The 23,928-nt window shown below is 60.4% G+C and carries 23 protein-coding genes and 1 pseudogene; 17 read left to right on the top strand and 7 right to left on the bottom strand.

Features of this window, described 5'->3' with window-relative positions:
* Positions 1-131: 131 nt before the first annotated feature.
* Both PDO_RS18160 and PDO_RS18155 read left to right on the top strand, forming a co-directional pair.
* Positions 132-1,304, top strand: a complete 1,173-nt coding sequence (locus PDO_RS18160; RefSeq protein WP_007605384.1) for an amino acid aminotransferase — start codon at positions 132-134, stop codon at positions 1,302-1,304.
* 6 nt (positions 1,305-1,310) lie between these two features.
* Positions 1,311-1,940, top strand: a complete 630-nt coding sequence (locus tag PDO_RS18155; protein ID WP_007605382.1) for a YitT family protein — start codon at positions 1,311-1,313, stop codon at positions 1,938-1,940.
* 39 nt (positions 1,941-1,979) lie between these two features.
* On the opposite strand, the gene PDO_RS18150 is transcribed toward PDO_RS18155, so the two are convergent.
* The 3 genes from PDO_RS18150 to PDO_RS18140 all read right to left on the bottom strand — a co-directional run bounded on the left by PDO_RS18150 (position 1,980) and on the right by PDO_RS18140 (position 5,132).
* Complete coding sequence (locus PDO_RS18150) at positions 1,980-2,732, bottom strand: ABC transporter ATP-binding protein (protein ID WP_007605380.1); 753 nt, start codon at positions 2,730-2,732, stop codon at positions 1,980-1,982.
* The gene (locus PDO_RS18145) at positions 2,726-3,793 is read right to left on the bottom strand and encodes a FecCD family ABC transporter permease (protein ID WP_007605379.1); all 1,068 of its coding nucleotides are present in this window, start codon (positions 3,791-3,793) and stop codon (positions 2,726-2,728) included. The genes PDO_RS18150 and PDO_RS18145 overlap by 7 nt, the downstream gene beginning before the upstream one ends.
* A 199-nt stretch (positions 3,794-3,992) precedes the next feature.
* Positions 3,993-5,132 (bottom strand): ABC transporter substrate-binding protein, encoded by a 1,140-nt coding sequence (locus tag PDO_RS18140; RefSeq protein WP_007605377.1) that lies wholly within the window; start codon positions 5,130-5,132, stop codon positions 3,993-3,995.
* 115 nt (positions 5,133-5,247) lie between these two features.
* On the opposite strand from PDO_RS18140, the gene PDO_RS18135 reads away from it, so the two are divergent.
* From PDO_RS18135 to PDO_RS29170, 4 genes are all read left to right on the top strand, one after another.
* A complete protein-coding gene (locus PDO_RS18135) occupies positions 5,248-6,051 on the top strand; it encodes a class I SAM-dependent methyltransferase (protein WP_007605376.1) in 804 nt (267 codons plus the stop codon).
* A gap of 71 nt (positions 6,052-6,122) precedes the next feature.
* Entirely contained in the window at positions 6,123-6,359 is a 237-nt protein-coding gene (locus tag PDO_RS18130) for an AbrB/MazE/SpoVT family DNA-binding domain-containing protein (RefSeq protein WP_007605375.1), read from the top strand.
* Positions 6,356-6,760 (top strand): type II toxin-antitoxin system VapC family toxin, encoded by a 405-nt coding sequence (locus PDO_RS18125; protein ID WP_007605374.1) that lies wholly within the window; start codon positions 6,356-6,358, stop codon positions 6,758-6,760. Before PDO_RS18130 ends, PDO_RS18125 begins: the two co-directional genes overlap by 4 nt.
* Positions 6,761-6,886: 126 nt before the next feature.
* Positions 6,887-8,461: an aromatic amino acid ammonia-lyase gene (locus tag PDO_RS29170; RefSeq protein ID WP_052023474.1), complete on the top strand. Its 1,575-nt coding sequence runs from the start codon at positions 6,887-6,889 to the stop codon at positions 8,459-8,461.
* A gap of 44 nt (positions 8,462-8,505) precedes the next feature.
* Here the strand turns inward: PDO_RS29170 and PDO_RS29165 are convergent.
* Positions 8,506-9,585, bottom strand: a pseudogene (locus PDO_RS29165) (LysR family transcriptional regulator); the annotation flags it as partial.
* A 263-nt stretch (positions 9,586-9,848) separates the two neighbouring features.
* Here PDO_RS29165 and PDO_RS18115 point away from each other — a divergent pair.
* The 8 genes from PDO_RS18115 (at position 9,849) to PDO_RS18080 (ending at position 18,431) form a co-directional block, all read left to right on the top strand.
* Positions 9,849-11,231, top strand: coding sequence for a dihydroorotase (locus PDO_RS18115; protein WP_007605368.1), 1,383 nt, complete (start codon positions 9,849-9,851; stop codon positions 11,229-11,231).
* Complete coding sequence (locus PDO_RS18110) at positions 11,228-12,496, top strand: Zn-dependent hydrolase (protein WP_007605366.1); 1,269 nt, start codon at positions 11,228-11,230, stop codon at positions 12,494-12,496. Before PDO_RS18115 ends, PDO_RS18110 begins: the two co-directional genes overlap by 4 nt.
* 1 nt (position 12,497) lies before the next feature.
* The gene (locus PDO_RS18105) at positions 12,498-13,586 is read left to right on the top strand and encodes a DUF917 domain-containing protein (RefSeq protein ID WP_007605365.1); all 1,089 of its coding nucleotides are present in this window, start codon (positions 12,498-12,500) and stop codon (positions 13,584-13,586) included.
* 68 nt (positions 13,587-13,654) lie between these two features.
* Entirely contained in the window at positions 13,655-15,313 is a 1,659-nt protein-coding gene (locus PDO_RS18100) for a urocanate hydratase (RefSeq protein WP_007605364.1), read from the top strand.
* A gap of 68 nt (positions 15,314-15,381) precedes the next feature.
* Positions 15,382-15,819 carry a globin family protein gene (locus PDO_RS18095; RefSeq protein ID WP_007605363.1) on the top strand — a complete coding sequence of 146 codons (438 nt, stop codon included), beginning with the start codon at positions 15,382-15,384 and terminating at the stop codon, positions 15,817-15,819.
* A 128-nt stretch (positions 15,820-15,947) separates the two neighbouring features.
* Entirely contained in the window at positions 15,948-16,688 is a 741-nt protein-coding gene (locus PDO_RS18090; RefSeq protein WP_007605362.1) for a GntR family transcriptional regulator, read from the top strand.
* Between the two features lie 47 nt (positions 16,689-16,735).
* Entirely contained in the window at positions 16,736-17,491 is a 756-nt protein-coding gene (kduD, locus tag PDO_RS18085) for a 2-dehydro-3-deoxy-D-gluconate 5-dehydrogenase KduD (RefSeq protein ID WP_007605361.1), read from the top strand.
* 28 nt (positions 17,492-17,519) lie between these two features.
* The gene (locus PDO_RS18080; protein WP_348225826.1) at positions 17,520-18,431 is read left to right on the top strand and encodes a sugar kinase; all 912 of its coding nucleotides are present in this window, start codon (positions 17,520-17,522) and stop codon (positions 18,429-18,431) included.
* Positions 18,432-18,452: 21 nt separating this feature from the next.
* On the opposite strand, the gene PDO_RS28655 is transcribed toward PDO_RS18080, so the two are convergent.
* On the bottom strand, positions 18,453-18,608 hold the full coding sequence (locus PDO_RS28655) for a hypothetical protein (RefSeq protein ID WP_007605359.1): 156 nt from the start codon (positions 18,606-18,608) through the stop codon (positions 18,453-18,455).
* A gap of 522 nt (positions 18,609-19,130) precedes the next feature.
* Between PDO_RS28655 and PDO_RS18075 the strand changes: the two genes are divergently transcribed.
* Positions 19,131-20,180: a PAS domain-containing protein gene (locus PDO_RS18075; RefSeq protein ID WP_244426482.1), complete on the top strand. Its 1,050-nt coding sequence runs from the start codon at positions 19,131-19,133 to the stop codon at positions 20,178-20,180.
* Positions 20,181-20,222: 42 nt separating this feature from the next.
* Here PDO_RS18075 and PDO_RS18070 read toward each other — a convergent pair whose 3' ends face one another.
* Complete coding sequence (locus PDO_RS18070) at positions 20,223-21,515, bottom strand: pilus assembly protein (protein WP_007605357.1); 1,293 nt, start codon at positions 21,513-21,515, stop codon at positions 20,223-20,225.
* 186 nt (positions 21,516-21,701) lie between these two features.
* The gene (locus tag PDO_RS18065) at positions 21,702-22,151 is read right to left on the bottom strand and encodes a winged helix-turn-helix transcriptional regulator (RefSeq protein ID WP_007605356.1); all 450 of its coding nucleotides are present in this window, start codon (positions 22,149-22,151) and stop codon (positions 21,702-21,704) included.
* A 147-nt stretch (positions 22,152-22,298) separates the two neighbouring features.
* On the opposite strand from PDO_RS18065, the gene PDO_RS18060 reads away from it, so the two are divergent.
* Together PDO_RS18060 and PDO_RS18055 are read left to right on the top strand one after the other, a co-directional pair.
* Positions 22,299-23,198 carry an SDR family oxidoreductase gene (locus PDO_RS18060; RefSeq protein WP_007605355.1) on the top strand — a complete coding sequence of 300 codons (900 nt, stop codon included), beginning with the start codon at positions 22,299-22,301 and terminating at the stop codon, positions 23,196-23,198.
* 156 nt (positions 23,199-23,354) lie between these two features.
* Positions 23,355-23,852: an RES family NAD+ phosphorylase gene (locus PDO_RS18055; RefSeq protein ID WP_007605354.1), complete on the top strand. Its 498-nt coding sequence runs from the start codon at positions 23,355-23,357 to the stop codon at positions 23,850-23,852.
* The last annotated feature ends 76 nt before the right edge of the window (positions 23,853-23,928 follow it).

Raw genomic sequence — 23,928 nt, 5'->3', positions numbered from 1 at the left:
CTAGCGCTTAATGCATATAATTCGCAATTCCTCAAAGCTTTTATACTTCTAGAGGAGAAAATCAGGCGCGACTTTGCTCGAATGAATTGCTATGATTTGCGCATATTACGCACCATTCAAGAAGGTTCTTCATGTTCGACAAGCTGGCTTCCCAACCGAACGATCCGCTGCTCGCTTTGATCGGGCTCTACAATGCCGATGCACGCGCAGATAAAATCGATCTCGGGGTTGGCGTCTACCGGGATGACCTTGGGCGTACGCCGGTGCTGCGCGCCGTCAAGGCCGCTGAGAAACAGTTGCTTGAAACCCAGGAAAGCAAGTCCTATGTCGCCCCGGAAGGCGACCGAGTCTTCCTCGATTTGCTCTGGGATCTGGTTGGTGGCAAGGATACGGGCAAGTTCGCTGCCGGCGTGCAGACACCTGGCGGCTCCGGAGCGCTACGTCTAGCGTCTGATCTTTTTGCCCGTGCCGGAACCCGCCGCCTCTGGCTTGGTCTGCCGAGCTGGCCGAACCATGCCGGTATCTTCGGTGCGACCGGGCTTACCGTTGAAACCTATCCCTATTTCGATGTGCCGACGCAGTCAGTGCGCTTTGCCAGCATGATGAAAGCGATGACCGGCGCCCAGGCGGGCGACGCCGTGCTGATCCATGCGAGCTGCCACAATCCCACAGGGGCTGGCCTGACGGCTGCGCAGTGGCAGGAACTGGCGGCCATTGTTGCCGAGCGCCGTCTCATCCCTCTGATCGACAGCGCTTACCAAGGCTTTGGCACCGGCATCGATGAAGATGTGGCGGGGCTGCGCCAGGTGATCAAAGCCGCGCCTGAGGCGCTGGTGGCCGTCTCCTGCTCGAAATCCTTCGGCATCTACCGCGAACGCACCGGCGCGATCTTTGCCGTCGCCGAAACGCAGACCGCCGCCGATATCGCCCGCTCCAATCTCGTTACCATGGCCCGCACCAGCTATTCCATGCCGCCGGATCACGGTGCTGCCGTCGTTCGCACCATTCTTGCCTCCGAGACGCTGCGCAGCGACTGGGTCGTTGAACTGAATTCGATGCGCGACCGGTTGAACGGCCTGCGCCGGGAACTGGCCCATGCGCTATCCGATGGCTGGCAGCTTGCGCCGCAGATTGCCGAGCAGCAGGGCATGTTCTCGCTGCTGCCGCTGAGCGAGAGCGAAGTGCTCGATCTGCGCAAGGATCACGGCATCTATATGCCGACCTCCGGCCGCATCAACATCGCAGGACTGAAAAGTGCCGACATCGCGCGGGTTGCCTCAGTCCTCAAGCCATTGCTTGGATAACAGCCCATGACCACCGCAACCGTCAACCCGATGGCGCCCACAGAGCGTCACCGGCTCTATGAAGACGTGCTGGCGATGCTGTCCGGCACGCTCTTCGTGTCGCTGGGAACGCTGATCTACACCAAGACGATGCTGACGGTTGGCTCCACCGCCGGTCTGGCCTTGCTGATGTCCTACGCGTCTGGCTGGGGTTTCGGGCTGATCTTCTTCCTGGTCAACCTGCCGTTCTATATCCTTGCGGTCAAACGCATGGGCTGGGGCTTCACCATCCGCACGTTCACCGCAGTGGCGCTGGTTTCGATCCTGTCAAAACTCAACGGGGCGTGGATCGATTTCTCCCATCTCGACCCGCTCTATGCGACGATCATCGGTGGCGGATTGATCGGCACGGGCCTCTTGATGCTGTTTCGCCATCGCACGGGCCTTGGCGGCATCAATATCCTCGCACTTTACCTGCAGGAAAAGCTCGGTATTCGGGCCGGATACGTGCAACTCGGCGTCGATCTGGCAATCCTCGCCGCGGCCTTTTTCATCCTGCCGGCAGACCGCCTTGCCTATTCCGTGCTGGGCGCTGCGATCGCGAACCTGATCATCGCCATCAACCACAAGCCGGGTCGTTACATGGGCTTGAGCTGAGCGACATTCCTGCCGAAACAGCAAGAACGTCGTCTTCGATCAGGCCAGGGCAGCATCCACGATCACCAACGGGCGACCTTGCGTACAGTTCTCGATGCGCGCATCCACGCGGTAAACCTGCCGAAGCAGGGCAGGGGTGATCACATCGGCCGTCGGGCCATTGGCAACCAGACGACCGTCTGCCACGACCAGAGAATGGTCGCAGTAGCGCATGGCATGGTTGAGATCATGAAGCGCGATCAGGACCGCCATGTCTGTCTGGCGAGCAAGCTGGTGCATGTGTTGCAGCACCTCGATCTGCCGGAAGAGATCGAGAGCAGACGTCGGCTCGTCCATCAGCAGAATTTGCGGCTTGCGCACCAGTGCCTGGGCAATGGCGACCAGTTGCCGCTGGCCACCCGACAGTTCACCCAGATCGCGGAACGCAAGATCGGTGATGCGAAGCGATGACAGGATACGGTCGATATCGACCAGTTCCTGATCAGCCACCTTCCAGCCGGAGCCCTGCTTTGAGGCGAGCAAAACGCTTTCATAGACGGTGAGTACGGCATTGGCGCCGGTATCCTGCGGCATGTAGCAAATCGGCCGAAGGCTTTCCTCCCCACTGACATGCACAACGCCGTCACCCTTCAACAGGCCGGCGATGCGTTTGAACAGCGTCGATTTTCCCGCAGCATTCGGGCCGATCACCGCTGTCAGCATACCGCCGACGATATCGCCGGTGGTGATATCGGTAAAAATGCGGTTGCGGCCATAGTGAGCGCCAAGCGCCTCGAGCTTCAGGGCTACCATGCGCGCCTCCGATGGGTGAAAATCAGCGAGAAGAAGAAGGGCACACCAACGAGCGCGGTGATGACCCCGATCGGCAGAATTGCGCCCGGGATCAGCATTTTCGAGACGACCGAGGTCACCGACAGCAGCAATGCGCCGCAGATCACCGAACCAGGCAGGAAAAAGCGCTGGTCTTCGCCCACCAGCATGCGGGCGATATGCGGGCCAACCAGGCCGATAAAGCCGATCGTGCCGACGAATGACACGGGGATCGCCGCAAGCAGACTGACCAGCATCATCGTTTCCAGCCGCAAAGCCTTGACGTTGACGCCGAAGGACGCGGCCTTGTCATCACCGAGACGAAGGGCTGTCAAAGCCCAGGCCTTGCGGGCAAAAAGCGGCACGCAAAATACCAGAACGGCAGCGGTCACACCGACCTTTGCCCATGTCGCCTTTGTGAGCGAACCCATGGTCCAGAAAACGACGGCGGCAAGCGCCTGTTCGGATGCCAGATATTCCAGCAGCGACAGCAGCGCATTGAAGGTGAAAACCAGGGCAATACCGAGCAGGACGATCGTCTCGACCGTTACGCCGCGCAATGTCGAGACGCTGTAGATGAACAGCGAGGCAAGCATCGCCATCAGGAATGCATTGATCGGCACCATATATTGCACGGCCGCCGGAAAGACGGCCACCCCGCCGACCAGTGCCAGCGCTGCACCAAAACCGGCGGCGGCCGAAATCCCGAGCGTGAAAGGGCTTGCCAGCGGATTGGCCAGAATTGTCTGCATCTGCGCACCGGCAAGCGACAGGCTGGCGCCGACGGTCACCGCCATCAGCGCGATCGGCATGCGGATATCCCAGATGACGACCCGCAGCTGGTTATTGGCTTCGCTTGGAGACAAGATCGTCGAAACGACCTGAGCCAGCGTATAACGCGCCGGTCCGAGTGCCATGTCCACGGCAACACTGACAATCAGTGCGATGAATAAAGCGCTCAGAATCAGGACGCGACGCGCGGTCAAGGCACGGTAGCGACCGCGCCCCTCAACCCCGGCTACGTCTTCAGTCACGACGGCCATCCAATGTTATCCTTTTCAAACAAAGCAAAATCGCCGGGCTTGGCAGCCTGCGCCGAGAATTTCTGGTGGACCTGCGGGGCCGCAAAGGACGGCGCCGTGAGAAACGGCAAAAGGGCAACAATTGCCCTGTTTCTTGCGACCAACATCGGAGCCTATCCAGCAAACGGAGGCCGGCGGGTTTCCCCGCCGGCAAGAACCATCAAAGGCCAGCCTTCAACGAGGCGAAATAGCCCGGCTGGTAGTCGACCGGCAGGAAACGCTCATGCATTTCCTTGAAGGTCGCATCCGCATCGAGATCCTTGAACAGGTCTGGATGCAGCCACTTGGCGATCTGCTGAACAGCGACGAACTGGTAAGGACTGTTATAGAACTGGTGCCAGATGGCGTGGACATTGCCATCCTTGACCGCCTTCACATCGGTAAAGCCGGGACGCTTCATCAGATCGGAGAGCTTCTGGGCAGCGACCGCCTTGTCGGCACCCGGACCGACGCCGACCCACTTGCCACCGGGAACATACAGCTCCCAATTGGAGCCGGTGACGATCACCTGGTCCGGATTGGATGCGATGATCTGCTCCGGGTTGACCGTGCCGAAGGTGCCGGGGATGAAGTCCTTGGCCATGTTCACGCCACCGGCGAGTTCGACCATCTTGCCGAAGTTCTCATTGCCGAAGGACATGCAGCAATCGTCGGAGTAGCCGCCGGCGCGCTCGATAAACACGACAGGCTTCTTCAGGTCGGCAGCCTTGGCGAGCGTGTCGGTGACACGGGCAATCTGCTCGTCATGGAACTTGACGAACTCCTCGGCGCGTTCTTCCTTGCCGAACAGCTTGCCGATAATGCGCATGGAATCGTCGGTGTGTTCCATCGGCTTTTCGCGGAAGTCGATATAGACAAGCGGAATGCCGACGGCTGCCAGCTTTTCGATATAGCCGCTTTCCTCAGTGGCAGACTTTGCTTCCGTGTTCATGATGATCACGTCAGGCTTCAGGACGACAGCCTGCTCGATGTCGAACGTGCCATCCTTCATGCCGCCGAAGGTCGGGATCTTTTCCATCTCCGGAAACTTCTTGAGATAGATGTTGTAGCCGTCGAGATCGGCCTTCTTGAAATCGTCGCGCCAGCCGACAACGCGGCCGAACGGCTTTTCGGTGTCCAGCGCTGCGGTAAAGTAGATCTGCCTGCCTTCGCCGAGGATGACGCGCTCGACAGGCACGTTCACTTCAACTTCACGACCCGTGATATCCTTGATCTTCACGGTCTCGCCAGCATAGGCGGCCGTGGAAAAAAGAACGAGCGAAATCGCGGCGGCGGAAGCCACCTTGTCGAGATAAAACACTGTCGCGTCTCCTGTTTGAGATTGTGCGGTGATTTATGTTTTTATGACTTTCCCAGTCAACAATTATCTTTTAGAAGTGTTCCAACCTCTCGATCACTTCCGGAAGATCCAGCCAATGCAAGCTGTTAGCACTCTATCGAATCACGATCTGCGCGACGAAATTAAAGCCTATTGGTCGCTCAGAGCCGAGACTTTTGACACCCAACCCGGTCATGAAATCTTTTCAGAAGACGAACGGGCGGCTTGGCACGCTCTGTTTAGAAAGCATCTTGGCGAAGGGCAGGGGAGGGACGCGCTGGATCTGGCCTGCGGCACCGCAGTCGTATCCCATATCCTCGACGACCTAGGTTTCAAGGTTACCGGTCTCGACTGGGCAGAGCCGATGCTTGAGCGCGCCCGCGCAAAGGCCGCAAAACGTGGCCGGGAGATCCGATTCCTGATGGGCGACGCAGAAAACACCATGGAAGCCGACCAGTCCTATGACGTGATCACCAATCGCCACCTGGTCTGGACGCTGGTCGATCCGCTTGCCTGTTTTCGCGAATGGCACCGGGTGCTGAGAACGGGTGGTCGCGTGCTCATTGTCGATGGCGACTTCGTCAATGTGTCACCCCTGACCCGCCTGATGAAGCGCTTGACCCGTTGGGCAGCCCGCATCGGCCTGGCCAGGGATGCCATGCATGGCGCGCCGAATTCAGACATGGCGGAAACGCACAATCGCATCCTGTCGCGCGTCCATTTTTCGGACGGCGCCCATGCCGATGCCGTGGTGGAACTGCTGAAAAAAGCAGGCTTCGAAAAGATCACAGTCGACACAGATCTCGCCTCCATCCACCGCACCCAGCGCAAGAATTTCTCTTTTCTCAAGGGACTGGAGCGGGCGACACAGCACCGCTATGCCATCTGCGCGGAGAAATAGGCGGCGACTGCCTCTTGCATCGCATATGCAGAGGTAATACTTTTATTTGATCAGGTATTACCGAGGTTGACATGGCGACAACAGTGACATCCAAGGGGCAGGTCACGATCCCCAAACCGGTACGCGACCTGCTCGGCATCGTGCCGGGCACGGAGGTCGAGTTTCACCGCGCCGCAGATGGCAGCGTGGTGCTGACCCGTGCCGATCGCAAGGTCGGAAGGAACCGTTTCGGCGCGTTGCGCGGCCATGCCGGCGAAGGCATGAGCACCGACGCGATCATGGCCCTGACACGAGGCGAAAAGGATTGATCCTCGTCGATACAAATGTTCTGCTCGATCTGGTTACCGACGATCCCATCTGGGCACCGTGGTCGGTGGACCGGCTGGAGGCTGCGGCCCTTGAAGGACCGCTCCTGATCAACGACGTGGTCTATTCCGAACTTGCAGTGCGCTATGCCAAGATCGAGCGGCTGCACGAATTTGTCGCAGCGGCTGGCCTGATCCAGGCTCCGATCCCCAAGGCAGCCCTGTTTCTCGCCGGCAAGGCCTTCACCGCCTATCGCAAATCTGGCGGATCACGCGCCGGCGTGCTGCCGGATTTCTTTATCGGAGCACATGCTGCCGTCGGCGGTTTCCCTGTGCTGACCCGCGACGGCGGTCGCTATCGCAGCTATTTCCCGAAGCTGGCACTGATCACGCCCCAGACCTGAGTGCGGGTGAGCATCGAACCTTTACCCAAAGATGGGTCCCAGGATTTGAAACGTCGCATTCACGCATAGAATGTCCGGCATTTGGGATATGCCATGCGCATCGGGGCCTGTACTATCTCTTGCATAATGCGTCGCGCCGATCGGTCCCATGCCACGCAGCAGTTGGAGAAATTCCCGCCCGTGTCCGGCATCGTCCTTGACTCACAGCCTCTCACTTTCGCCGCCCTCGACGCCATCGGCTCGGGTCGCGTGTCCGTCAGCCTGAGCCCCGCCGGCATGGCGCGCGTCCGCAAGGGCCGCGAGGGCGTGGAAACAGCCATCTCCCGCGGGGAACCCATCTACGGCGCCAATACCGGCGTCGGCGCGATGAAAGATACCGACTGGAGCGAAGACGAGATCGGCACCTTCAATCTCGGCCTTGTGCATGCGCATCATTTCGGCACCGGCGCACCGTTTCCCGTTCCGACCGTGCGCAAGGCCATCGCCATTCGCATCAACACGGCGCTGACCGGTTACGCCGGATGTTCGCCGGAACTGGTCGAGGCATTTCAGGCCCTGCTGGAAAAGGACGTCATCCCGGTCGTACGCCGCACCGGTTCGATCGGCTGTGCCGATATCGGCCTGATGGGCCAGATCGGCTCGGTCCTTACCGGCGTCGGCGAGGTCTATTACCAGGGCCTGCGCCGCAAGACCTCGGATGTATTTCCCGAAGTCGGTATTGCACCGATCAGGCTCGCACCGCGAGATGCACTCGCCTCCTTGTCCGTCAATGGCGTCGGCTATGCCGCGAGTGCCGTCGCGCTTCGCGATGCCGCCAAGGTCCTGCGGGTGCTGATGGGCACGGCGCTGATGTCGTCGGCAACGCTTGGCGCAGCACGTGCGCCCTGGCGCTCGGCGATCACGGTCGGTTGCGCCAGGCAATCCGAGATCGGCAGGTGGCTGACCGAAACGTCAGGGAAGTGGGACTGGAAAGATGCGTCGCATGTCCAGGATCCGTTGAGCCTGCGCATGCTGCCGCAGATCTTCGGCGTGGCGGTTGCCGAGATCTCGCGCATCGGCGCTGTCGTCCTCAACGCAACCGGCCGCAGCGACGACAACCCGGTCGTGGTCGATGGCGAGGTCCTGACCTCTGGCGGTTCGCTGCCGCTGGAAGTTGCGATTGCGATTCAGGCCGGTCAGTTGATCCTTGCCCATGTCGCACGCAACATCTTCAACCGCTGCGTCCTGCTGGCCAACGGTGGCAGACGTGGCTTGCCGGTCAATCTCGTGCCGTCAGGCGCGGTGGCAACGGGATTTGGCCCGGCGCTCAAACTGGTCGGTGATCTCTATATCCGCGTACTGTCGATGACATCCGCTCTATCGCCACAGTCGCTGGTTGTGGCCGACGGCATCGAGGACGAGGCAGCCTTCCTGCCGCTGATCGTCGAACGGCTCGAGCGGCAGGTCGAAGCCCTGAAGCGCATGGCAGCACTCGAAGCTCTGTTTGCCGCGCAAGGCACGGACATCCTCGGCGACCAACCGGAAGGCGTCGCCGCCTTGCTGCATGAGGTCACGCGCAGCCATTCCGCCTTCTACCGCTCCGACAGGCCACTGTCTTCGGAGGTCGAGGCCCTGGAAGACGATCTAGCCGCACCCGGCACGTTGGCACGGCTCGTCGCGGCAGCGCCGCTGCCTGTCTTCGATAGCTTTTTTGCACTTTGATCCGACGATCTGCCATCAGGCTCAAACGGCAGTTCGTTCAGAATATCGAGCGCCACGGCCATCGCTGCATCGGCGACAGGGGAAGGGCGGCGCACCAGCGTCAGGCGAATATCGTAGTGATCGGGCAGGGGAATGGCGTCCATCTCACCCTCCAGCCCGGCCAAAGCTGAGACCGGCATCACGGTGAGATAGCCATGATCGACCACGAGATTGGCGATGACGGGGATCATGTCGATTTCGGTAACCGACAGACGGTCTCGCTGCTCGCGCGGCAATTCACGGTCGATCAACTGCGTGATCTTCTGCCGCAGGCCCGTGCGTGACGAGGGCGCAGCAATCCGGCGAGCCGCCAGAATTTCCGGCATGTCGGCCAGCGTCCTGCCGGCGAGACTGCCCGCCGATCCGACCAGCGCCAGCCCGGATTGCCAGACAGGCTGTGCCGTCAGGCCATCCGGTATCTGGTCACAATCGACCAGGACCAGATCGTAGAGGCCGGCATTCAAACCGGCCAGCAGTTCATCGGCGCTGGCGGAGGTGACAAAAAGCGGAGCCCGCGCGCGTCGCTTTGGCCAGGCGGCGACCAGCGCTGCGATAATGCGGGCGACCCGGCTGCCGGATCCGAGTGGTGAAACCGCCCCCAGGCGGGTAGTCGCGCCAAGCCGGTGAAACCGATCTTCCGATCCCTCATTCAGACGGCTCCAGACCTGATCGAGGTCTTCGGCCAGTGCCAGCAGGCGGCGGCCGACATCTGTCAGCACCACTCCCGCTTGACCGCGTTTCATCAGCTCGACAGCCAATTCGGTTTCCAGTCGCCGCATCTGGCGCGTCAATTGCGGCTGGCCCATGCCGATTTCCATCGCAGCCCTGCGGATGCTGCCGGCGCGGGCGATGATCAGGAAGCGCTGCAGAGTGGCAAGCGAGATGGAGAGACGTGTCGCTGCGACGAGAAAGGGAAGGGAGGCGGTGAGGGCCGGGGGCGGTGCATCTTCGGTTGATGCTGGCTTGGTCGGTTCCCGTCCGAGACCAGCAATCGCCAGAGAGAGTTCCGCGGCGCGTGACAACGACACTTCCAGTCTTCGCCCCTCCAGCGTCAGCAGGTTGCGACTGCCCGACGTTGCGAACATGGGGGTGGCCACAGCCGCCTGAAACCTGCCGAGCGCCGCCGAAACACTGGAGACGGGACGCTCCAGGCGGGCAGCGGCCTTGCGCACGCCACCGGCAACCAGAACCTGATGCACCGTCATCAGCGTCGCGATATCCAATCTCTCACCTTTCCAATGTCAGGAGACGGAGCATAACTTGTCCATGAATTGGGATATGCCACAAAACTGTGCGCATGCCTAATCTGATTTCCAGAGCCGGATCGACCGGCAAGGGAGATAAGCTGATGGCTGATTTCGATCTGGTGCTTTCGGGCACGGTTGTCCTGCCCGATCGCATCTTGCAAAATGGCTTCGTTGCGGTACGCGACGGTGTTGTCGTGCTGGTCGGGCAGGGGGAAGCGCCAGCGGCGCACGAACGCCATCTTCTGCCGGATGCACTGATCTTTCCCGGCGCCATCGATGCGCAGGTGCATTCCCTGTCCCAGAAGGGCCAGGAGGATTTTATCTGGTCGACACGATCGGCAGCAGCCGGTGGCATCACCACCATTGTCGACATGCCATATGATGAGGGGCACCTCGTCTGTTCGGCTCAGGCCGTTGCGGAAAAAGTCGCGCATGCCAGCGCCCAGGCACGTGTCGATTTTGCCCTCTATGGCACCGTCGATCCCGAGGAGGGGGCCGCCCGCATCGCCGAGCAGGCAGCAGCCGGCGTTGCGGCTTTCAAGTTCTCGACATTCGGAACCGATGCCAAGCGTTTTCCGCGGATCATCACACCCCTTCTGGCCGAATGTTTTGCCGAGGTCGCCAAGACCGGGCTGACGGCCGGCGTGCACAATGAAAACGAAGAATATGTCCGCTTCGCCATGGATCAGGTGAAGGCGGCCGGTATCACCGACTACACAGCCCATGGCCTGTCGCGCCCGCCGCTGACCGAACTTCTGGCGATGCTGGAGATCTATGAGACCGGCGCCCAGACCGGTTGCCCGGCCCATGTCGTGCATTGTTCGCTGGCGCGCGGCTATGAGATCGCCGCCGGCTACCGGGCACAGGGGCATCAAGCCACGGTCGAGTGCCTGATCCACTATCTGACACTGGATGAAGAAGTCGATGCGAAGCGCCTGGGCGGACGGTCAAAATGCAATCCTCCGATCCGGCCGCGTGCCGAGGTCGAGGCGCTCTGGCGCCAGGTGACCGCCGGCAATGTGACATTGCTGGCCACCGATCATGTCAGCTGGTCGCTTGACCGCAAGACCAAGCCCAACATGCTAGACAATGCCTCAGGCCTGCCGGGACTGGAGATGATGATCCCGCTCTTCGTCAAAGGTGCACTCCAGCGCGGCGTGTCCCTGACCTGGGGTGCAAGACTGATGGCGGAAAACCCGGCGCGGCATTTCCGCATCGATCACCAAAAAGGGGCCCTCGCGATCGGCCGCGATGCCGATATTGCCGTACTGACCCCAGAAGCCTTCGTCTATGACGCCTCCAAGACCGGTAACAATGTTGCCGGCTGGTCACCCTATGACGGCATGAGCCTGCCTTACCGGGTCGCTGCCACCTACAATCGCGGCGAACTCGTCTATGATGGCACGATCGTCACCGGCCAGCCGGGTAGGGGCCGTTTCGTCCGCCCGCCAGCTGCCGTTCCCTATCGGGCGTCCGCCGCATGAATCGCCGCAATTTTCCCGTATCGGCCGAGCGGATCGCCGCCGATATCGATACTCTTGCCGGCCTGACAGAGCCAGGGAGGCCCTATACGCGTCGGGCTTTTACACCCCTGCATCTGGAGGGCCGGTCTTTTCTAATTGACCGCTTCCGACAGGCCGGCCTCGTTCCGCATGTCGATGAAGGCGGCAATCTGATTGGACGCCGGGTTGGCAAAAATCCAGACCTCGGCACGCTCATGCTCGGCTCCCATTCCGACACTGTGCCGGACGGCGGCCGCTTCGATGGCATCGCCGGGGTGATCGCCGCACTGGAAGTCGTGCGGACGCTTTACGAGCAGGGGATCGAGCTGGAGCATAACCTGGAGATCGTCGATTTCCTCGCAGAGGAAGTTTCCATCTTCGGTGTATCTTGTATCGGTAGCCGTGCCATGGCCGGCATCCGCCCCGAGGAATGGTTGTCGCGCGAAGTCGATGGCCAGCGGCTATCAGACGGAATTGTCAGGGCCGGCGGTGACCCCACCACCCAGGACGCCCGATCCGATATCCGAGCCTTTCTCGAACTGCATATCGAGCAGGGGCCTGTGCTTGAAGCCGAACGGCTCTCGATCGGCGTGGTGACGGCGATCGCCGGCATTACCCGGATCGAAGTCAAAATCGAAGGGCGCGCCGATCACGCCGGCACGACACCGATGGATCGGCGGGTAGATGCTCTGGTTGCCGCATCCCGCCTCGTGCTGGATATCGAGGCATTGGCGAGGACCATGGCAAGCGGAAAGGCGCATTTCGCCGCAACTGTCGGCGAATTCTCCATGCTTCCCAATGCCGCAAATGTCATTCCATCGCATGTCAGGATGTTGATCGACATCCGCGCAGAAAAGCCGGCGGATGCAAAACTCTTCGCCAGCGCCCTGCACAAGAATGCCACCGAGATTGGCTCCGCCAGCGGCACCACAATCAGCATCAACCCGATCTCCGAGGCCGCCGCCGTCCCGATGAACCCCTATCTCCAGGATATATTGGCCGACATCGCCGGCGCGATCGGCGCGGGACATCGGCGCCTTGCATCCGGAGCCGGTCATGACGCTGCATTTCTTGCTAGGGTGGCACCGGCCGGTATGATCTTCATTCCTTGCCGGGGCGGTCGCAGCCATGCCGCGGAAGAATTCGCCGAAACGGACGACATTGCTCTCGGGGCAAGCGTTCTGCTGGAAGCCGTGAAGAAACTGGACAAAGAGATGAGCGCCGCAACGGCCGCAGAAAGGCACTAATATGGGACGCATCCTGACGGAAAAGGACATCGAGCCCGCCGTTCGCGGTGGATCCGTCTATGCGGCTGGCGGTGGCGGCTGGGCCGATCACGGGCGCATGCTCGGCCGTGCTGCGGTCAATGCCGGCCAGCCGGAACTGGTCTCGATCGACGAGTTGGCAGCATCGGACTGGGTGGCAACGGCCGCGGCTATCGGCGCACCGGCCTCAACGACGCCCTGGGAAATGCGCGGCGTCGATTACATCAAGGCTGTGCAACTTCTGCAGAAGGCGCTTGGCGAGCCACTCGCCGCCCTGATGGTCGGACAGAACGGAAAATCCTCGACGCTCAACGGCTGGCTGCCATCCGCCATCCTCGGAACCAAGGTGCTCGACGCAGTTGGCGACATTCGTGCGCACCCGACGGGCGACATGGGCTCGATCGGCATGGCAGGGTCACCGGAGCCGATGATCCAGACGGCGGTGGGCGGCAACCGTGCCGACAATCGCTATATCGAACTGGTGGTGCGCGGCGCCACCGCCAAGGTTTCGCCGGTTCTGCGTACCGCGGCCGACCAGTCGGGCGGGTTCATTGCTTCCTGCCGCAATCCGCTGAAGGCGTCCTATGTGCGCGACAATGCCGCGCTCGGCGGGATCAGCATGGCGCTTGCGCTCGGCGAAGCGATGATCGCGGCAGAAGCCAGAGGGCCGCACGCGGTGATCGATGCGATCGTCAACACAACCAGTGGCGCCATTCTCGCGGAAGCGGAAGTCACAGCAAAGAACGTCGTCTATACAGCGGAAGCGTTTGACATCGGTACGGTCACGCTCGGCACCGGCGACAGGGCGGTGACCCTGCACATCATGAACGAATACATGGCCGTGGACGACGCCGGTGGCAACCGCATAGCAACCTTCCCGGATGTCATCACCACACTGTCGGCGGAGGCTGAGGCCATGAGCGTCGGGCAATTGCAGGTCGGCATGAAGATCTTCCTCCTGCATGTGCCAAAGTCGGTTATCCCGCTCGCCTCCAGCGTCAAGGATCCGGCCGTCTATCCGTCGGTCGAGAAAGCCATGGGCATAGAGATTGCCCGCTATGCCCTGAGCTGATCCGACCCCGTCTGGCCTGACCTGCCGTCCCGGCACCCGAACAGCATTCGAACAAGAGAGTGAGAGCCATGCCGAAGCCCAACCCCCGCCATCCGCGATTTCCGATCCCCGGCGGACCTGTGCTCCGTGCCAAGGGCTGGCGGCAGGAAGGACTTCTGCGCCTGCTCGAAAACGTACTCTCGGTCGGCGAAGACCCGGACAATCTCGTGGTCTATGCCGCCCTCGGCAAGGCCGCGCGCAACTGGTCTGCCCATGCGGCTATCGTCGAGACGCTGAAGACGATGGATGAAGACCAGACACTGATCATCCAGTCGGGCAAGCCGGTCGGCCTGCTCAAGACGCATTCGCGCGCGCCGCTGGTGCTGATGGCCAATTGCAACATCGTCGGACAGTGGGCAAAGGCGGAAAACTTCTATGACCTGCAGCGCAAGGGACTGATCTGCTGGGGCGGGCTGACGGCCGGGGCATGGCAGTATATCGGCAGCCAGGGCGTCATCCAGGGAACCTATGAGATCTTCATGCGCATCGCCGAGAAACGCTTCGGCGGTTCCCTGGTCGGCCGTTTCATCCTCACGGCAGGGCTTGGCGGCATGGGCGGAGCGCAACCGCTGGCCGGTCGCCTGGCGGGCGCTGCCATCCTGGTCGTCGACATCGATCCCGAACGGGTGAAGAAACGCAAGGAAATCGGCTTTCTCGACGAGGCGGCAACCTCGCTGGACGACGCGCTGGCGATGATCGAGAGAGCAGTGTCCGAGAAGAGAGCGATTTCTGTCGGCCTCGTCGGCAATGCGGCCGAAATCTACCCCGCGATTGCCGCCCGTGGCATCACGCCCGACATCGTTTCCGACCAGACCTCGGCGCATGACCTCGTCTATGGTTATGTTCCGAACGGCATGACGCTGGAGCAGGCGCGATCCTTGCGCGAAGACGGGCAGGGCCAGTTGATGGCCGCCAGCCGCGCCTCGATCGTTACCCATGTTCGCGCCATGCTCGATTTCCAGAAAAAGGGGGCTGAGGTCTTCGACAATGGCAATCTGATCCGCACCCAGGCCTTCCAGGGCGGCGTCCAGGATGCTTTCGATATTCCGATCTTCACCGAAGCCTATTTGCGGCCGCTGTTTTGCAAGGCGATCGGCCCGTTTCGCTGGATGGCCCTGTCGGGTGAAGAAAGCGATATCGCCACGATTGATGATCTGGTGCTGGAGATGTTCCCCGAAAACCAGATCGTCACCAACTGGATCCGCCTTGCACGAGCGAATGTGCCGTTCGAAGGTCTTCCCGCCCGTATCGCCTGGCTTGGTCACGGCGAACGCACGCGGCTGGCGCTTGCGGTCAACGCCCTCGTTCGAGATGGAAAGCTTGCCGGACCGATCGCCTTTTCCCGCGACCACCTCGATGCCGGCGCGATGGCGCATCCCAACATCATGACAGAGAAGATGAAGGACGGGTCGGATGCGATTGCCGACTGGCCTTTGATCAACGCGATGACGCTTGCCTCGTCGATGGCCGACCTAGTGGTGATCCATTCCGGCGGCGGCGGCTATGCAGGCTATATGACTAGTTCCGGCGTCACGCTCATTGCCGATGGCACGACCGAGGCGGATCTGCGGCTTGATCATGCAATCACCAATGACACATCGCTTGGGATCATCCGCTATGCGGATGCCGGTTATGATGAAGCGCTGGAAGCGGCAGAAGCAAATGCGGTGGGCCACATCCGCACATAATTTCACACTGACCAGTTTAGCGAAAGCTACTTGAGCTTATATGCCAATCCTTAGTTTGGGAGAATGGCATGACACCAGCACAAGTAGAACGCGTGCAAGACAGCTACAGCTTCATCTTCGCTGTCGGCACGCCGTTTATCCTGTCGTTTTACGACAAGCTTTTCGAAATCGACCCCACTCTGAGGCCACTGTTTCGGACGGATTTGGCAGCGCAGTCTGAAAAGCTGCTGATGGCCCTGACCTATGTGGTGAAGAACCTGCACGACGCGAACCGGTTTCTTCCGATCGCCGAAGTCATCGCCAAGCGTCACCTGACCTATGGCGTGAAGCGGGAGGATTACTTCAAAGTCGGGCAGGCTCTCATCCAGTCTCTGGACGAGACGCTGGACAGGCATTTCACCCCCGAAACGCATCAGGCCTGGCTTGCCGCCTATACGCTTCTGGCCGGCATCATGTGTGATGCGGCCTATGGTGCGAACGATCACGACAATCAGCCAGCGCCCTGAGGAAAAGTGACTGAAAGAGGGAAGGGAAGGGAAGGGTGCGCTTCGAAAACACGAATTTTTTGCTGGCGTGAATAAAATACTAGTATATCAATTCTCCGACGCAAACGGCAGAGTGGGAGGCTTGACCGATGGCGGATGCTGAAATTCGCATAGGTCCGGGCAAGGGACGCTCACCGGAACACGTCATTCCGAGGGCGCGCGGTGAACGCGCGGCCAACCAGATCCACGCAGCCTTGCGCGATGACATCGTCCAGATGCGCCTGAAGCCGCTCGATGTGCTCAACGAAAAACTGTTGGGAGAACGTTTCGGCGTCAGCCGCACGCCGGTGCGCGAAGCTTTGTTGAGACTGTCCGACGAAGGACTGGTCGATATCTATCCACAGTCCGGCACTTTTGTTGGCCGCATTCCCCGCCGCGCCCTCTTCGAAGCGATCCTGATCCGCAAGGCTTTGGAGGCAACGACCGTCACGCTGGCAATCGCCGGCGCGCAAGCGGAGGGTCTTGCCGAGCTTGAAGACATACAGTCCCAGCTGGTCGCCTGCGCCGAGACCGGGGATATCGTCCGCTTCCACCGCGTCGACAGCGAGTTTCACCAGCGCATTGCCGAGCTTGCGGGATATCCCGGCATCTGGAACCTCATCCAGCAGGTTCAGGTGCAGATCGACCGGTATCGCTACATAACCCTGCCGCGCTCGGGCCGGCTGGATGTGGTGATCGAGGAACACGCCGCGATCATCGACGGCATGCGGCGACGCGACGATTGTGCGGCGGTCGCGGCCATGGGAATCCACATCGGCCGAATGCTCGAAGAGCTTGACGACATGCAACATCTCGACCCGGCGATCTTCATCGATGATCGGCAGCCGTAATTGCCGCAATGACAAGGCCATCTCGGCCAACCAAGGGAGGTTTTGACATGGCGGTTTCCTTCGATCTCACCGGCCGTAGCGCCATCGTCACCGGGGCGAATACCGGCATCGGCCAGGCCCTGGCCGTGGCGCTGGCGGGTGCTGGCGCCGCAGTGCTTGGCGTTGGCCGCTCCGGCATGGAGGAAACAGCAAGCCTTATCGAAGGGCAGGGTGGACATTTCGAAGGCTTTTCCGCGGATCTCGGCACGATCGCGCCGGTCGACAGTATCGTCGACGCAGCGCTGGATGCGTTCGGTTCCGTCGACATTCTGGTCAACAACGCCGGTATCATTCGCCGGGCCGATGCCATCGACTTCACCGAGGCCGACTGGGACGACGTCATGAATGTGAACCTCAAGAGTGCATTCTTCCTGTCCCAGGCAGTGGCCAGGCGCATGATCCCGCAAGGCCACGGCAAGATCATCAACATTGCATCCATGCTCTCCTTCCAGGGCGGCATACGCATACCGTCCTATACCGCGTCGAAAAGCGGCCTTGCGGGCCTCACACGGCTTCTTGCCTGCGAGTGGGCGTCGAAGGGCATCAATGTCAACGCAATCGCGCCGGGATACTTCGTCACCAACAATACGACGGCGCTTCGAGAGGACCAGAAACGCTCGGCCGACATCCTTGCGCGCATTCCAGCCGGTCGATGGGGCAATCCATCCGAACTCGGCGGCGCGGCCGTCTTTCTTGCCTCCGATGCGGCGGCCTATGTACATGGTACCGTTGTACCGGTCGACGGCGGCTGGCTGGCGCGCTGAACAGACACAGAAAAGGGTGGGCAGGATAGTGAAACGTATCGTATCGATCGGCGAATGCATGGGCGAATTGTCGGAGACGGGAGTGCCCGGCGCTCTGTCCATGGGCTTTGCCGGCGACACCCTGAACACGGCCTGGTATCTGCGCCGCATACTGCCCGACGAATGGGCGGTGGACTATGTCACCGCCGTGGGCACTGACGGGCTATCCAACCGTCTGGTCGCGTATCTCGACGGCGAACGCATCGGTACGCGGCATATCCAGCGGCTTTCCGACAAGACGATCGGGCTTTATTACATTGAGCTCAAGCACGGCGAACGCAGTTTCACCTATTGGCGCTCCGACAGTGCAGCCAAGCGATTGGCAAGCGATGTCGAAACTCTTGAGCTGGCACTCGCTGGCGCGTCGATCGCCTACTGGTCAGGCATTACGCTTGCAATCCTTGCGCCCGCCGATCGCCAGATATTGATCGACGCCTTGATGCGTTTTGCGGCGCAGGGCGGCAAGGTGATTTTTGACCCCAATCTTCGTCCCCGGCTCTGGGAAAGCGCCGACGCCATGCGGGACTGGATCACGCGCGCAGCCGGCATTGCCGATCTCTGCCTGCCGTCGCATGAAGACGAGGCATCCTGGTTTGGAGACCGGGATGCCGAAGCGACCGCGAAACGCTACCGGCAGGCAGGTGCGAAACGCGTCGCGGTAAAGAACGGTCCTGGTGAAATCAGCCTGCTGGATGCCGACGGCCAACTGGTCACCGTTCCGGTCCAGCCGGCAGCCATTGTCGTCGACACGACAGCTGCGGGCGACAGCTTCAATGCGGGTTTCATGGCAGCAGAGCTTGCCGGCGGCACGATGGAGCAGGCAGCAAACGCCGGCGCTGCGCTCGCCGGCAGGGTCATCGGCGCCCGCGGCGCGCTGGTCCCGCCGGCAATCGAGGCTTAGCCTGTCCGGCCAAACGCCCGGCTAGCCGCCGGTGACCGTGAAATAGCCCCAGGCGGCGGCGATTGCCGCGAGCACGCCAACCCATATCAGTGCCTTGCGTGCACCCGGCGTCAGGGACCGTTTCGGCTTCGGCGCCTTGGGCTCTGGCGGGCGCTCGAATTTGATGACATTCGACATGGTATTCTCTCGTTTCTCCGTCGCCTGCTTATAGACGCTTCGGGTTTCAAAAGTCCTGACATTCTAACATCCCATCCGAGCGCTAGGCGACCGGAAGCGACATCACGTCCTGCCGGTGTCAAAGTGACCAGCATGCGAAGTGATTCGCAGCCCTTCCAAGGGGGTAGGCAAGCACGCTTAGAACGGGACTTTTCACCCGCAGCCCTCGCGGACGCTCTGTGTTCACTTGTGATCGACATTACACCGCCGAAACATCGAAAAGATCGATAACCATTCATCCGGAGCCATGGAACTTTTCGCCCATTCATTCGAATGTTCGAAAATTTTTTCTGACTTGGCAAAGTTCTTGAAGTGTATATTTGCGCAGGCTAGCGTCCGCAAACGCGGGAAAACCTGGCTTTCGAAGCAATGTGCGCGCTGGCTTGCACGTGTCCAAAAGCATCAAGCCCGAGCAGATCATGAAACCAGCGAACTGGAAGAATGCAGGAAAAATCGTCGGTCGGAAGCAAATCGGATACGGAGTTGAGCTCGGAGCAATTCGAGGCAGCTGTGCGAAAGATGTCCGGCATCTCGTCGGCGCATTTCCTCAAACTCGTTGAGGATCGCGGCACGATCGGTTTCTGGTCCAGCGACATCACAACCGGCCACGGTTCTGCAACGCTCGGCCTGCTTCGCCTGCTTGGACTGGATCATGGCACACAATTCCGCATTGCCGATTTTACAAGGTTTATCCATCCGGACGATCGCGGCTATGGCGATGACATCTGGACCACGATCCGCCAGGGCATCCCGGTCAACCGGAATTTTCGCATCATCCGCTCCGATCGAACCGTGCGATGGGTGGAATTCAAGAGTGAAGTGGTTCTCGACGGACAGCAAAAGCCGTCCAAGGCCATCGGACTGATCATCGATGTCACCGACCAGCAGGAGGGCCGGCACGCGCTGGAGGATGCACTTGACCGGTACCGCGCTCTGGTTGGTTCGCTGGCAACCATGGAATGGCGCTCGACAGCCGACGGTCAACCGATCTTTTCCCATGCATGGGCCGCGCTGACAGGCCAGAATGAAACGGACGCGGCAAACCACGGCTGGATCCAGGCAATCCACCCCGACGACCGTGAGCAGGTGAGCCGCAAATGGCAAGCGTCCGTCGCGACGCTGGCGCCTTACGCGGTCAATCACCGCATCCTGCTGTCAAATGGCCACTACGAGTGGTTTCATGCCCGCGCCGTGCCCGTCATCAAACGGGGCGGACGAAGCCATGAATGGCTCGGCATCATCATGCGCCAGGTGGACCTGAAGCGCGATGCGCCGATAGCGCCTCCCACGATGAGCATGCTCACGCCGATACAGGTCAGGGCCGCCCGCGCCATGTTGCAATGGACGCTGGACGAGTTGTCTCAGGTTTCCGGCGTGTCCGTTTCCTCCATCCGCCGCATCGAAGGCGAGGGGGAGCGAGCAACCAGGCCAGCATCCCTGCAGGCCATTCGCGCGGCATTCGAGGAGTATGGCATCGAATTTGCGATCAATGCCGCCGGCGCCGTCACGGTAGCTTTCCTCAGCCAAAAATAGAAGCCACCGAAGCTCGCTCAATTCAGAACACGTCAGTTCCGGTCAGCTCGTCAGACGCGGCATGCTGACGATCTTCTTGAACAGGGCATTCATTGCATTTGTGATGCCTTCACTGGGGCTCACTTCGAAGAACAGACCGGGCGAAGCGCAGGCTTCCATGCGCTTGGGGATCTCCGCCTGAAAAGGCTTGATCCATTTGTTGTACCAGTCGTTGGTCGGAAGCGGCAGATAGGTGGTGTAGAGAACCGCGATGCGATAGCCCTTTGCCTTCAGCGCTGTGCATTCGGTAATATCGATGGGCTCCTGACACCGTCTACCGTTCGTGGCCTTCGTGCAGGTGCTCGGTTTCTCGGCATCGCCGACGCCATCGGATACGAAGAAGACCACCTTTTCGGGACTTGCCGCTGATGCGCCGGTGCCCGGTGCGCCGACCAGTTGTCCAATGCTCTTCAACGCCCGGTCAAAATCCGTCTGCTGGTCGTTGTTGTAGTTCTTCTCCGGAATGGACATGAGGCCGATCTTCGCCGCCTTCGTTTGCACGGAATCGAGGTTATCGGTCAGCGATGCCACCTCAAGCAGTTTGGTATCCTCCGCCTTTTCGCCGAATGTGTAGACCGCCATGCGATACTGGTTCGAGCTCTTGCGCAGGGTTTTCGCCGTCTCCATCAGGGCGGCAGTTGCCTTGGCCACAACATCGATACGGATGGTGACACCAAGCTTCTTGGCAAGGTTGTAGTAGCTGTTCTTGTTCTCCACGCCATTCTTGACGATATGACACGCGAATGCGCACTCATCCGACGTATTGTTGACCATCTTGGTGATATCAGCCGGCGTTGCCCCCACGCCCATGGACGGCGTGTTGTCGAGCAACAGATAAAAATCGCGAAATGTCTGGGTCTGGAACGTGGCTTCCGCCTTGCCCGATACGGTCACGGCATCCTGGCCAAGGACCCGGGCGAGGGTGGTCGGCACCTTCGCCTTATAACTGAACACCGCCTTCAGCTCGCTCCCGTGCTTGACCACACTCACATCAGTGCTGATCAGCTCATATCCTTCGGCACTGCCGGTCTGTGCGATAAAGATCTTCTTTGCATCGGCAACCGCGGCGGTCAGCGGCCCGTCCGAACTCATGTGCATCGCCTCGGTCACGCCGGCAGAACTCTCAGCCACGGCCGCAATCGCTGCAGCATCCGCGGCGCCCTGAAGCGTCGTTTTGACCAGCAGGGCATCGCTGATATCCAGTGCAAGACCTGCCGTTCCAATGACCGGCACCAATAGCAGAGCGGTCATCATCCCGAAATTACCGGAACGATCACCCACAAGACGTTTGAACATAAAAACCCCCAAAACCTTGGAGGTCGTTTTACACCGTGATCATGACGAAAGCCCTGCCACAAATGGTTTATGAAATCCTGCTGATCAAGCCCGCCGCTCTCGACCAACGGCAGTCACGACCGACCAGACTTGGCCGTATCGTCGCAAACGTGAGTTCACAGGCCTCAAAATCACTGGCGCAATCGCTCAGCGCTTTTTCCTGGGCGGGTTGTCGATATCAAACACATCACGCGCCTGGCGGATCTGGCCATGATGACCAGCCGCCCAGGCGACCAGCGCGGAAACCGGCACGAGCAGTGATTGGCCAAGATCGGTCAACCGATACTCGACACTCGGCGGCTGGGTCGGAAAGACATGCCGGCTGATCAATCCGTCGCGCTGCAGGGTGCGCAATGTGCTGGTCAGCATGGCCTGGGAGATGTCCGGAATCGCGCGCCGCAATTCGCCGAAGCGATGCGTGCGTTGGCCAAGCGTCCCGAGAATGAGCGTACTCCATTTGTCGCCGATATGAGAAAAGACATCCCGCACGGGGCATTTTTCAGACGAAAGTTCGCCGCGACCGCCTGGATCTGCCTTCATCCCGGCGTCAGCCACCAGCTGACTTTTCTGCTTGTCGATCCGCTCCTGCAGCGTCATCCGGTATCCTTTCCAAAACCTGGTTCTAAAAAACTGCCTACTTTACCGCAGCTCCATGATCTGCAATCTACACCTACTCTGTTTTCCAGACCAGCCGTCATTTACAGAGCGCATAGCGGTTGGTCGTCATCTGAAAGTGGACAACACATGACCGCAAAATATCTCGTCACCGGCGCCACGGGCCAATTCGGCCAGGCAGTTCTGCGCCATCTCGTCGAAACTTATGAAGTGGCACCCGCCGATATCATTGCCGCAAGCCGCAAGCCGGATGCGCTTGCCGACTGGGCGGCTAAGGGCGTGAATGTCCGGGCTGTGAATTTCGACGATGCCGCATCGATGGAAACGGCGTTTGTCGGCGTTGAGCGCGTGCTCATCATCAGCACCGATTCGCTCGACCGTCCCGGCCATCGCCTGACCCAGCACCGTGCAGCGATCAAGGCTGCGGAGCAGGCGGGTGTGCGGCATGTGCTCTACACATCCATGCCGGAACCGGAAAATTCGCCGCTGCTGTTTGCGCCAGATCATGAAGGTACGGAAGCGGCTCTCAAGGCGAGTGGGCTGCCGGCCTGGACTGTCCTGCGCAACAACTGGTATTTTGAGAACCTGTTCATGAGCGCCGGTTCCGTTCTGTCGTCCGGCCACTGGTATTCGGCCGCCGGGCAGGGGCGCATTGCCCATATTGCGCGCGACGACCTGGCTCGCGCCGCCGCCGCCGCCCTGATCGCCAAGGAAGATGGCAAGAAGACCTACACACTGACCGGATCGAAATCCTACAGCCACAAGGACATGGCCCAACTGCTCGCCAAGGTCAGCGGTCGCGACGTAACCGTGATCGACGTTCCGCTCGAGGGCCTTGTCCAGGGCATGATCGGCGCCGGTCTGCCAGAACCGCTCGCCCGCGTCTTTGCCTCGATCGACACCATGGTCGGCGTCGGCGGGCTCTCCCGGATCACGACCGATTTCAAAACCCTGACCGGTGTCGAGCCGCAATCCTTCGAAACCTGGCTGGACGGTCAGTCGTCCGCCTTCCGCGCCATGGCCTCGTAGTCGACATTCCGGCCACCGCCCTGGCCGGAAGCAGGTCTGGACATGGGATCCTCGATCCCAAACGTACCAACCTGCAAGCCGTCCGCTTCCCCAAGCGGACGGCTTATAACCTGCACGACGTTGATCGCGGTTCTGTGATCCCTTTTCTGATCCCGGATGCGTTACGCCGGTCCAGTCTATCGGGCGCTCAATCCGGTCTTTGCACGCGAGCCTCTGTCAGGTCGTGGTGCCCAACTCTACGGCGGGCGCTTCAATCTGAAGGGAACGCCAGCACTTTATGCATCGCTCTCGATGATCACCGCATTGCGTGAAGTCAACCAAATCGGCAGCCTGCAGCCGACCACGCTGGTGTGCTACGATGCGAACATCGAGCGCATCTTTGACACGCGTGACACGGCGGCGCTTCAAGCACGCGGCATGGACCATTCCATGCTCTCGGCCAACACCTGGCGCGATCAGATGAAAACCGAAGGCGAGGCGCGGACCCAGGCATTTTCCCGTGAATTGATTGCAGCGGGCTACTGTGCGCTTCTTGTCAGAAGCGCTGCCGCCGGCGCCGTCGAGGACGATCTCAATCTGGTGCTCTGGAAATGGGGATCAACGCCACCATCCCGACTGACACTCATTGCTGACGACAACCGGCTTTCAAGGTAGCACCGGCAGAGATTGTCGGAGCGGACAAACGTGACTAAGTTCCATAATGTATATTATGCCGCACATTTATGTAGGA

The organism is Rhizobium sp. PDO1-076 (assembly GCF_000247475.1).
Classification (GTDB): Bacteria; Pseudomonadota; Alphaproteobacteria; order Rhizobiales; family Rhizobiaceae; genus Allorhizobium.
Note: the sequence above shows the minus strand (reverse complement) of the source record. Positions and strands in the feature narration are given on the sequence as shown.

What these genes read in the sequence shown, in the direction of transcription:
- PDO_RS18160 (WP_007605384.1), top strand. Translation starts at nt 132, where the DNA reads ATGTTCGACAAGCTGGCTTCCCAACCGAACGATCCGCTGCTCGCTTTG.
- PDO_RS18155 (WP_007605382.1), top strand. Translation starts at nt 1,311, where the DNA reads ATGACCACCGCAACCGTCAACCCGATGGCGCCCACAGAGCGTCACCGG.
- PDO_RS18150 (WP_007605380.1), bottom strand. Translation starts at nt 2,732, where the DNA reads ATGGTAGCCCTGAAGCTCGAGGCGCTTGGCGCTCACTATGGCCGCAAC.
- PDO_RS18145 (WP_007605379.1), bottom strand. Translation starts at nt 3,793, where the DNA reads ATGGCCGTCGTGACTGAAGACGTAGCCGGGGTTGAGGGGCGCGGTCGC.
- PDO_RS18135 (WP_007605376.1), top strand. Translation starts at nt 5,248, where the DNA reads ATGCAAGCTGTTAGCACTCTATCGAATCACGATCTGCGCGACGAAATT.
- PDO_RS18130 (WP_007605375.1), top strand. Translation starts at nt 6,123, where the DNA reads ATGGCGACAACAGTGACATCCAAGGGGCAGGTCACGATCCCCAAACCG.
- PDO_RS29170 (WP_052023474.1), top strand. Translation starts at nt 6,887, where the DNA reads ATGCGTCGCGCCGATCGGTCCCATGCCACGCAGCAGTTGGAGAAATTC.
- PDO_RS18115 (WP_007605368.1), top strand. Translation starts at nt 9,849, where the DNA reads ATGGCTGATTTCGATCTGGTGCTTTCGGGCACGGTTGTCCTGCCCGAT.
- PDO_RS18110 (WP_007605366.1), top strand. Translation starts at nt 11,228, where the DNA reads ATGAATCGCCGCAATTTTCCCGTATCGGCCGAGCGGATCGCCGCCGAT.
- PDO_RS18105 (WP_007605365.1), top strand. Translation starts at nt 12,498, where the DNA reads ATGGGACGCATCCTGACGGAAAAGGACATCGAGCCCGCCGTTCGCGGT.
- PDO_RS18100 (WP_007605364.1), top strand. Translation starts at nt 13,655, where the DNA reads ATGCCGAAGCCCAACCCCCGCCATCCGCGATTTCCGATCCCCGGCGGA.
- PDO_RS18095 (WP_007605363.1), top strand. Translation starts at nt 15,382, where the DNA reads ATGACACCAGCACAAGTAGAACGCGTGCAAGACAGCTACAGCTTCATC.
- PDO_RS18090 (WP_007605362.1), top strand. Translation starts at nt 15,948, where the DNA reads ATGGCGGATGCTGAAATTCGCATAGGTCCGGGCAAGGGACGCTCACCG.
- kduD (WP_007605361.1), top strand. Translation starts at nt 16,736, where the DNA reads ATGGCGGTTTCCTTCGATCTCACCGGCCGTAGCGCCATCGTCACCGGG.
- PDO_RS28655 (WP_007605359.1), bottom strand. Translation starts at nt 18,608, where the DNA reads ATGTCGAATGTCATCAAATTCGAGCGCCCGCCAGAGCCCAAGGCGCCG.
- PDO_RS18070 (WP_007605357.1), bottom strand. Translation starts at nt 21,515, where the DNA reads ATGTTCAAACGTCTTGTGGGTGATCGTTCCGGTAATTTCGGGATGATG.
- PDO_RS18065 (WP_007605356.1), bottom strand. Translation starts at nt 22,151, where the DNA reads ATGACGCTGCAGGAGCGGATCGACAAGCAGAAAAGTCAGCTGGTGGCT.
- PDO_RS18060 (WP_007605355.1), top strand. Translation starts at nt 22,299, where the DNA reads ATGACCGCAAAATATCTCGTCACCGGCGCCACGGGCCAATTCGGCCAG.
- PDO_RS18055 (WP_007605354.1), top strand. Translation starts at nt 23,355, where the DNA reads ATGCGTTACGCCGGTCCAGTCTATCGGGCGCTCAATCCGGTCTTTGCA.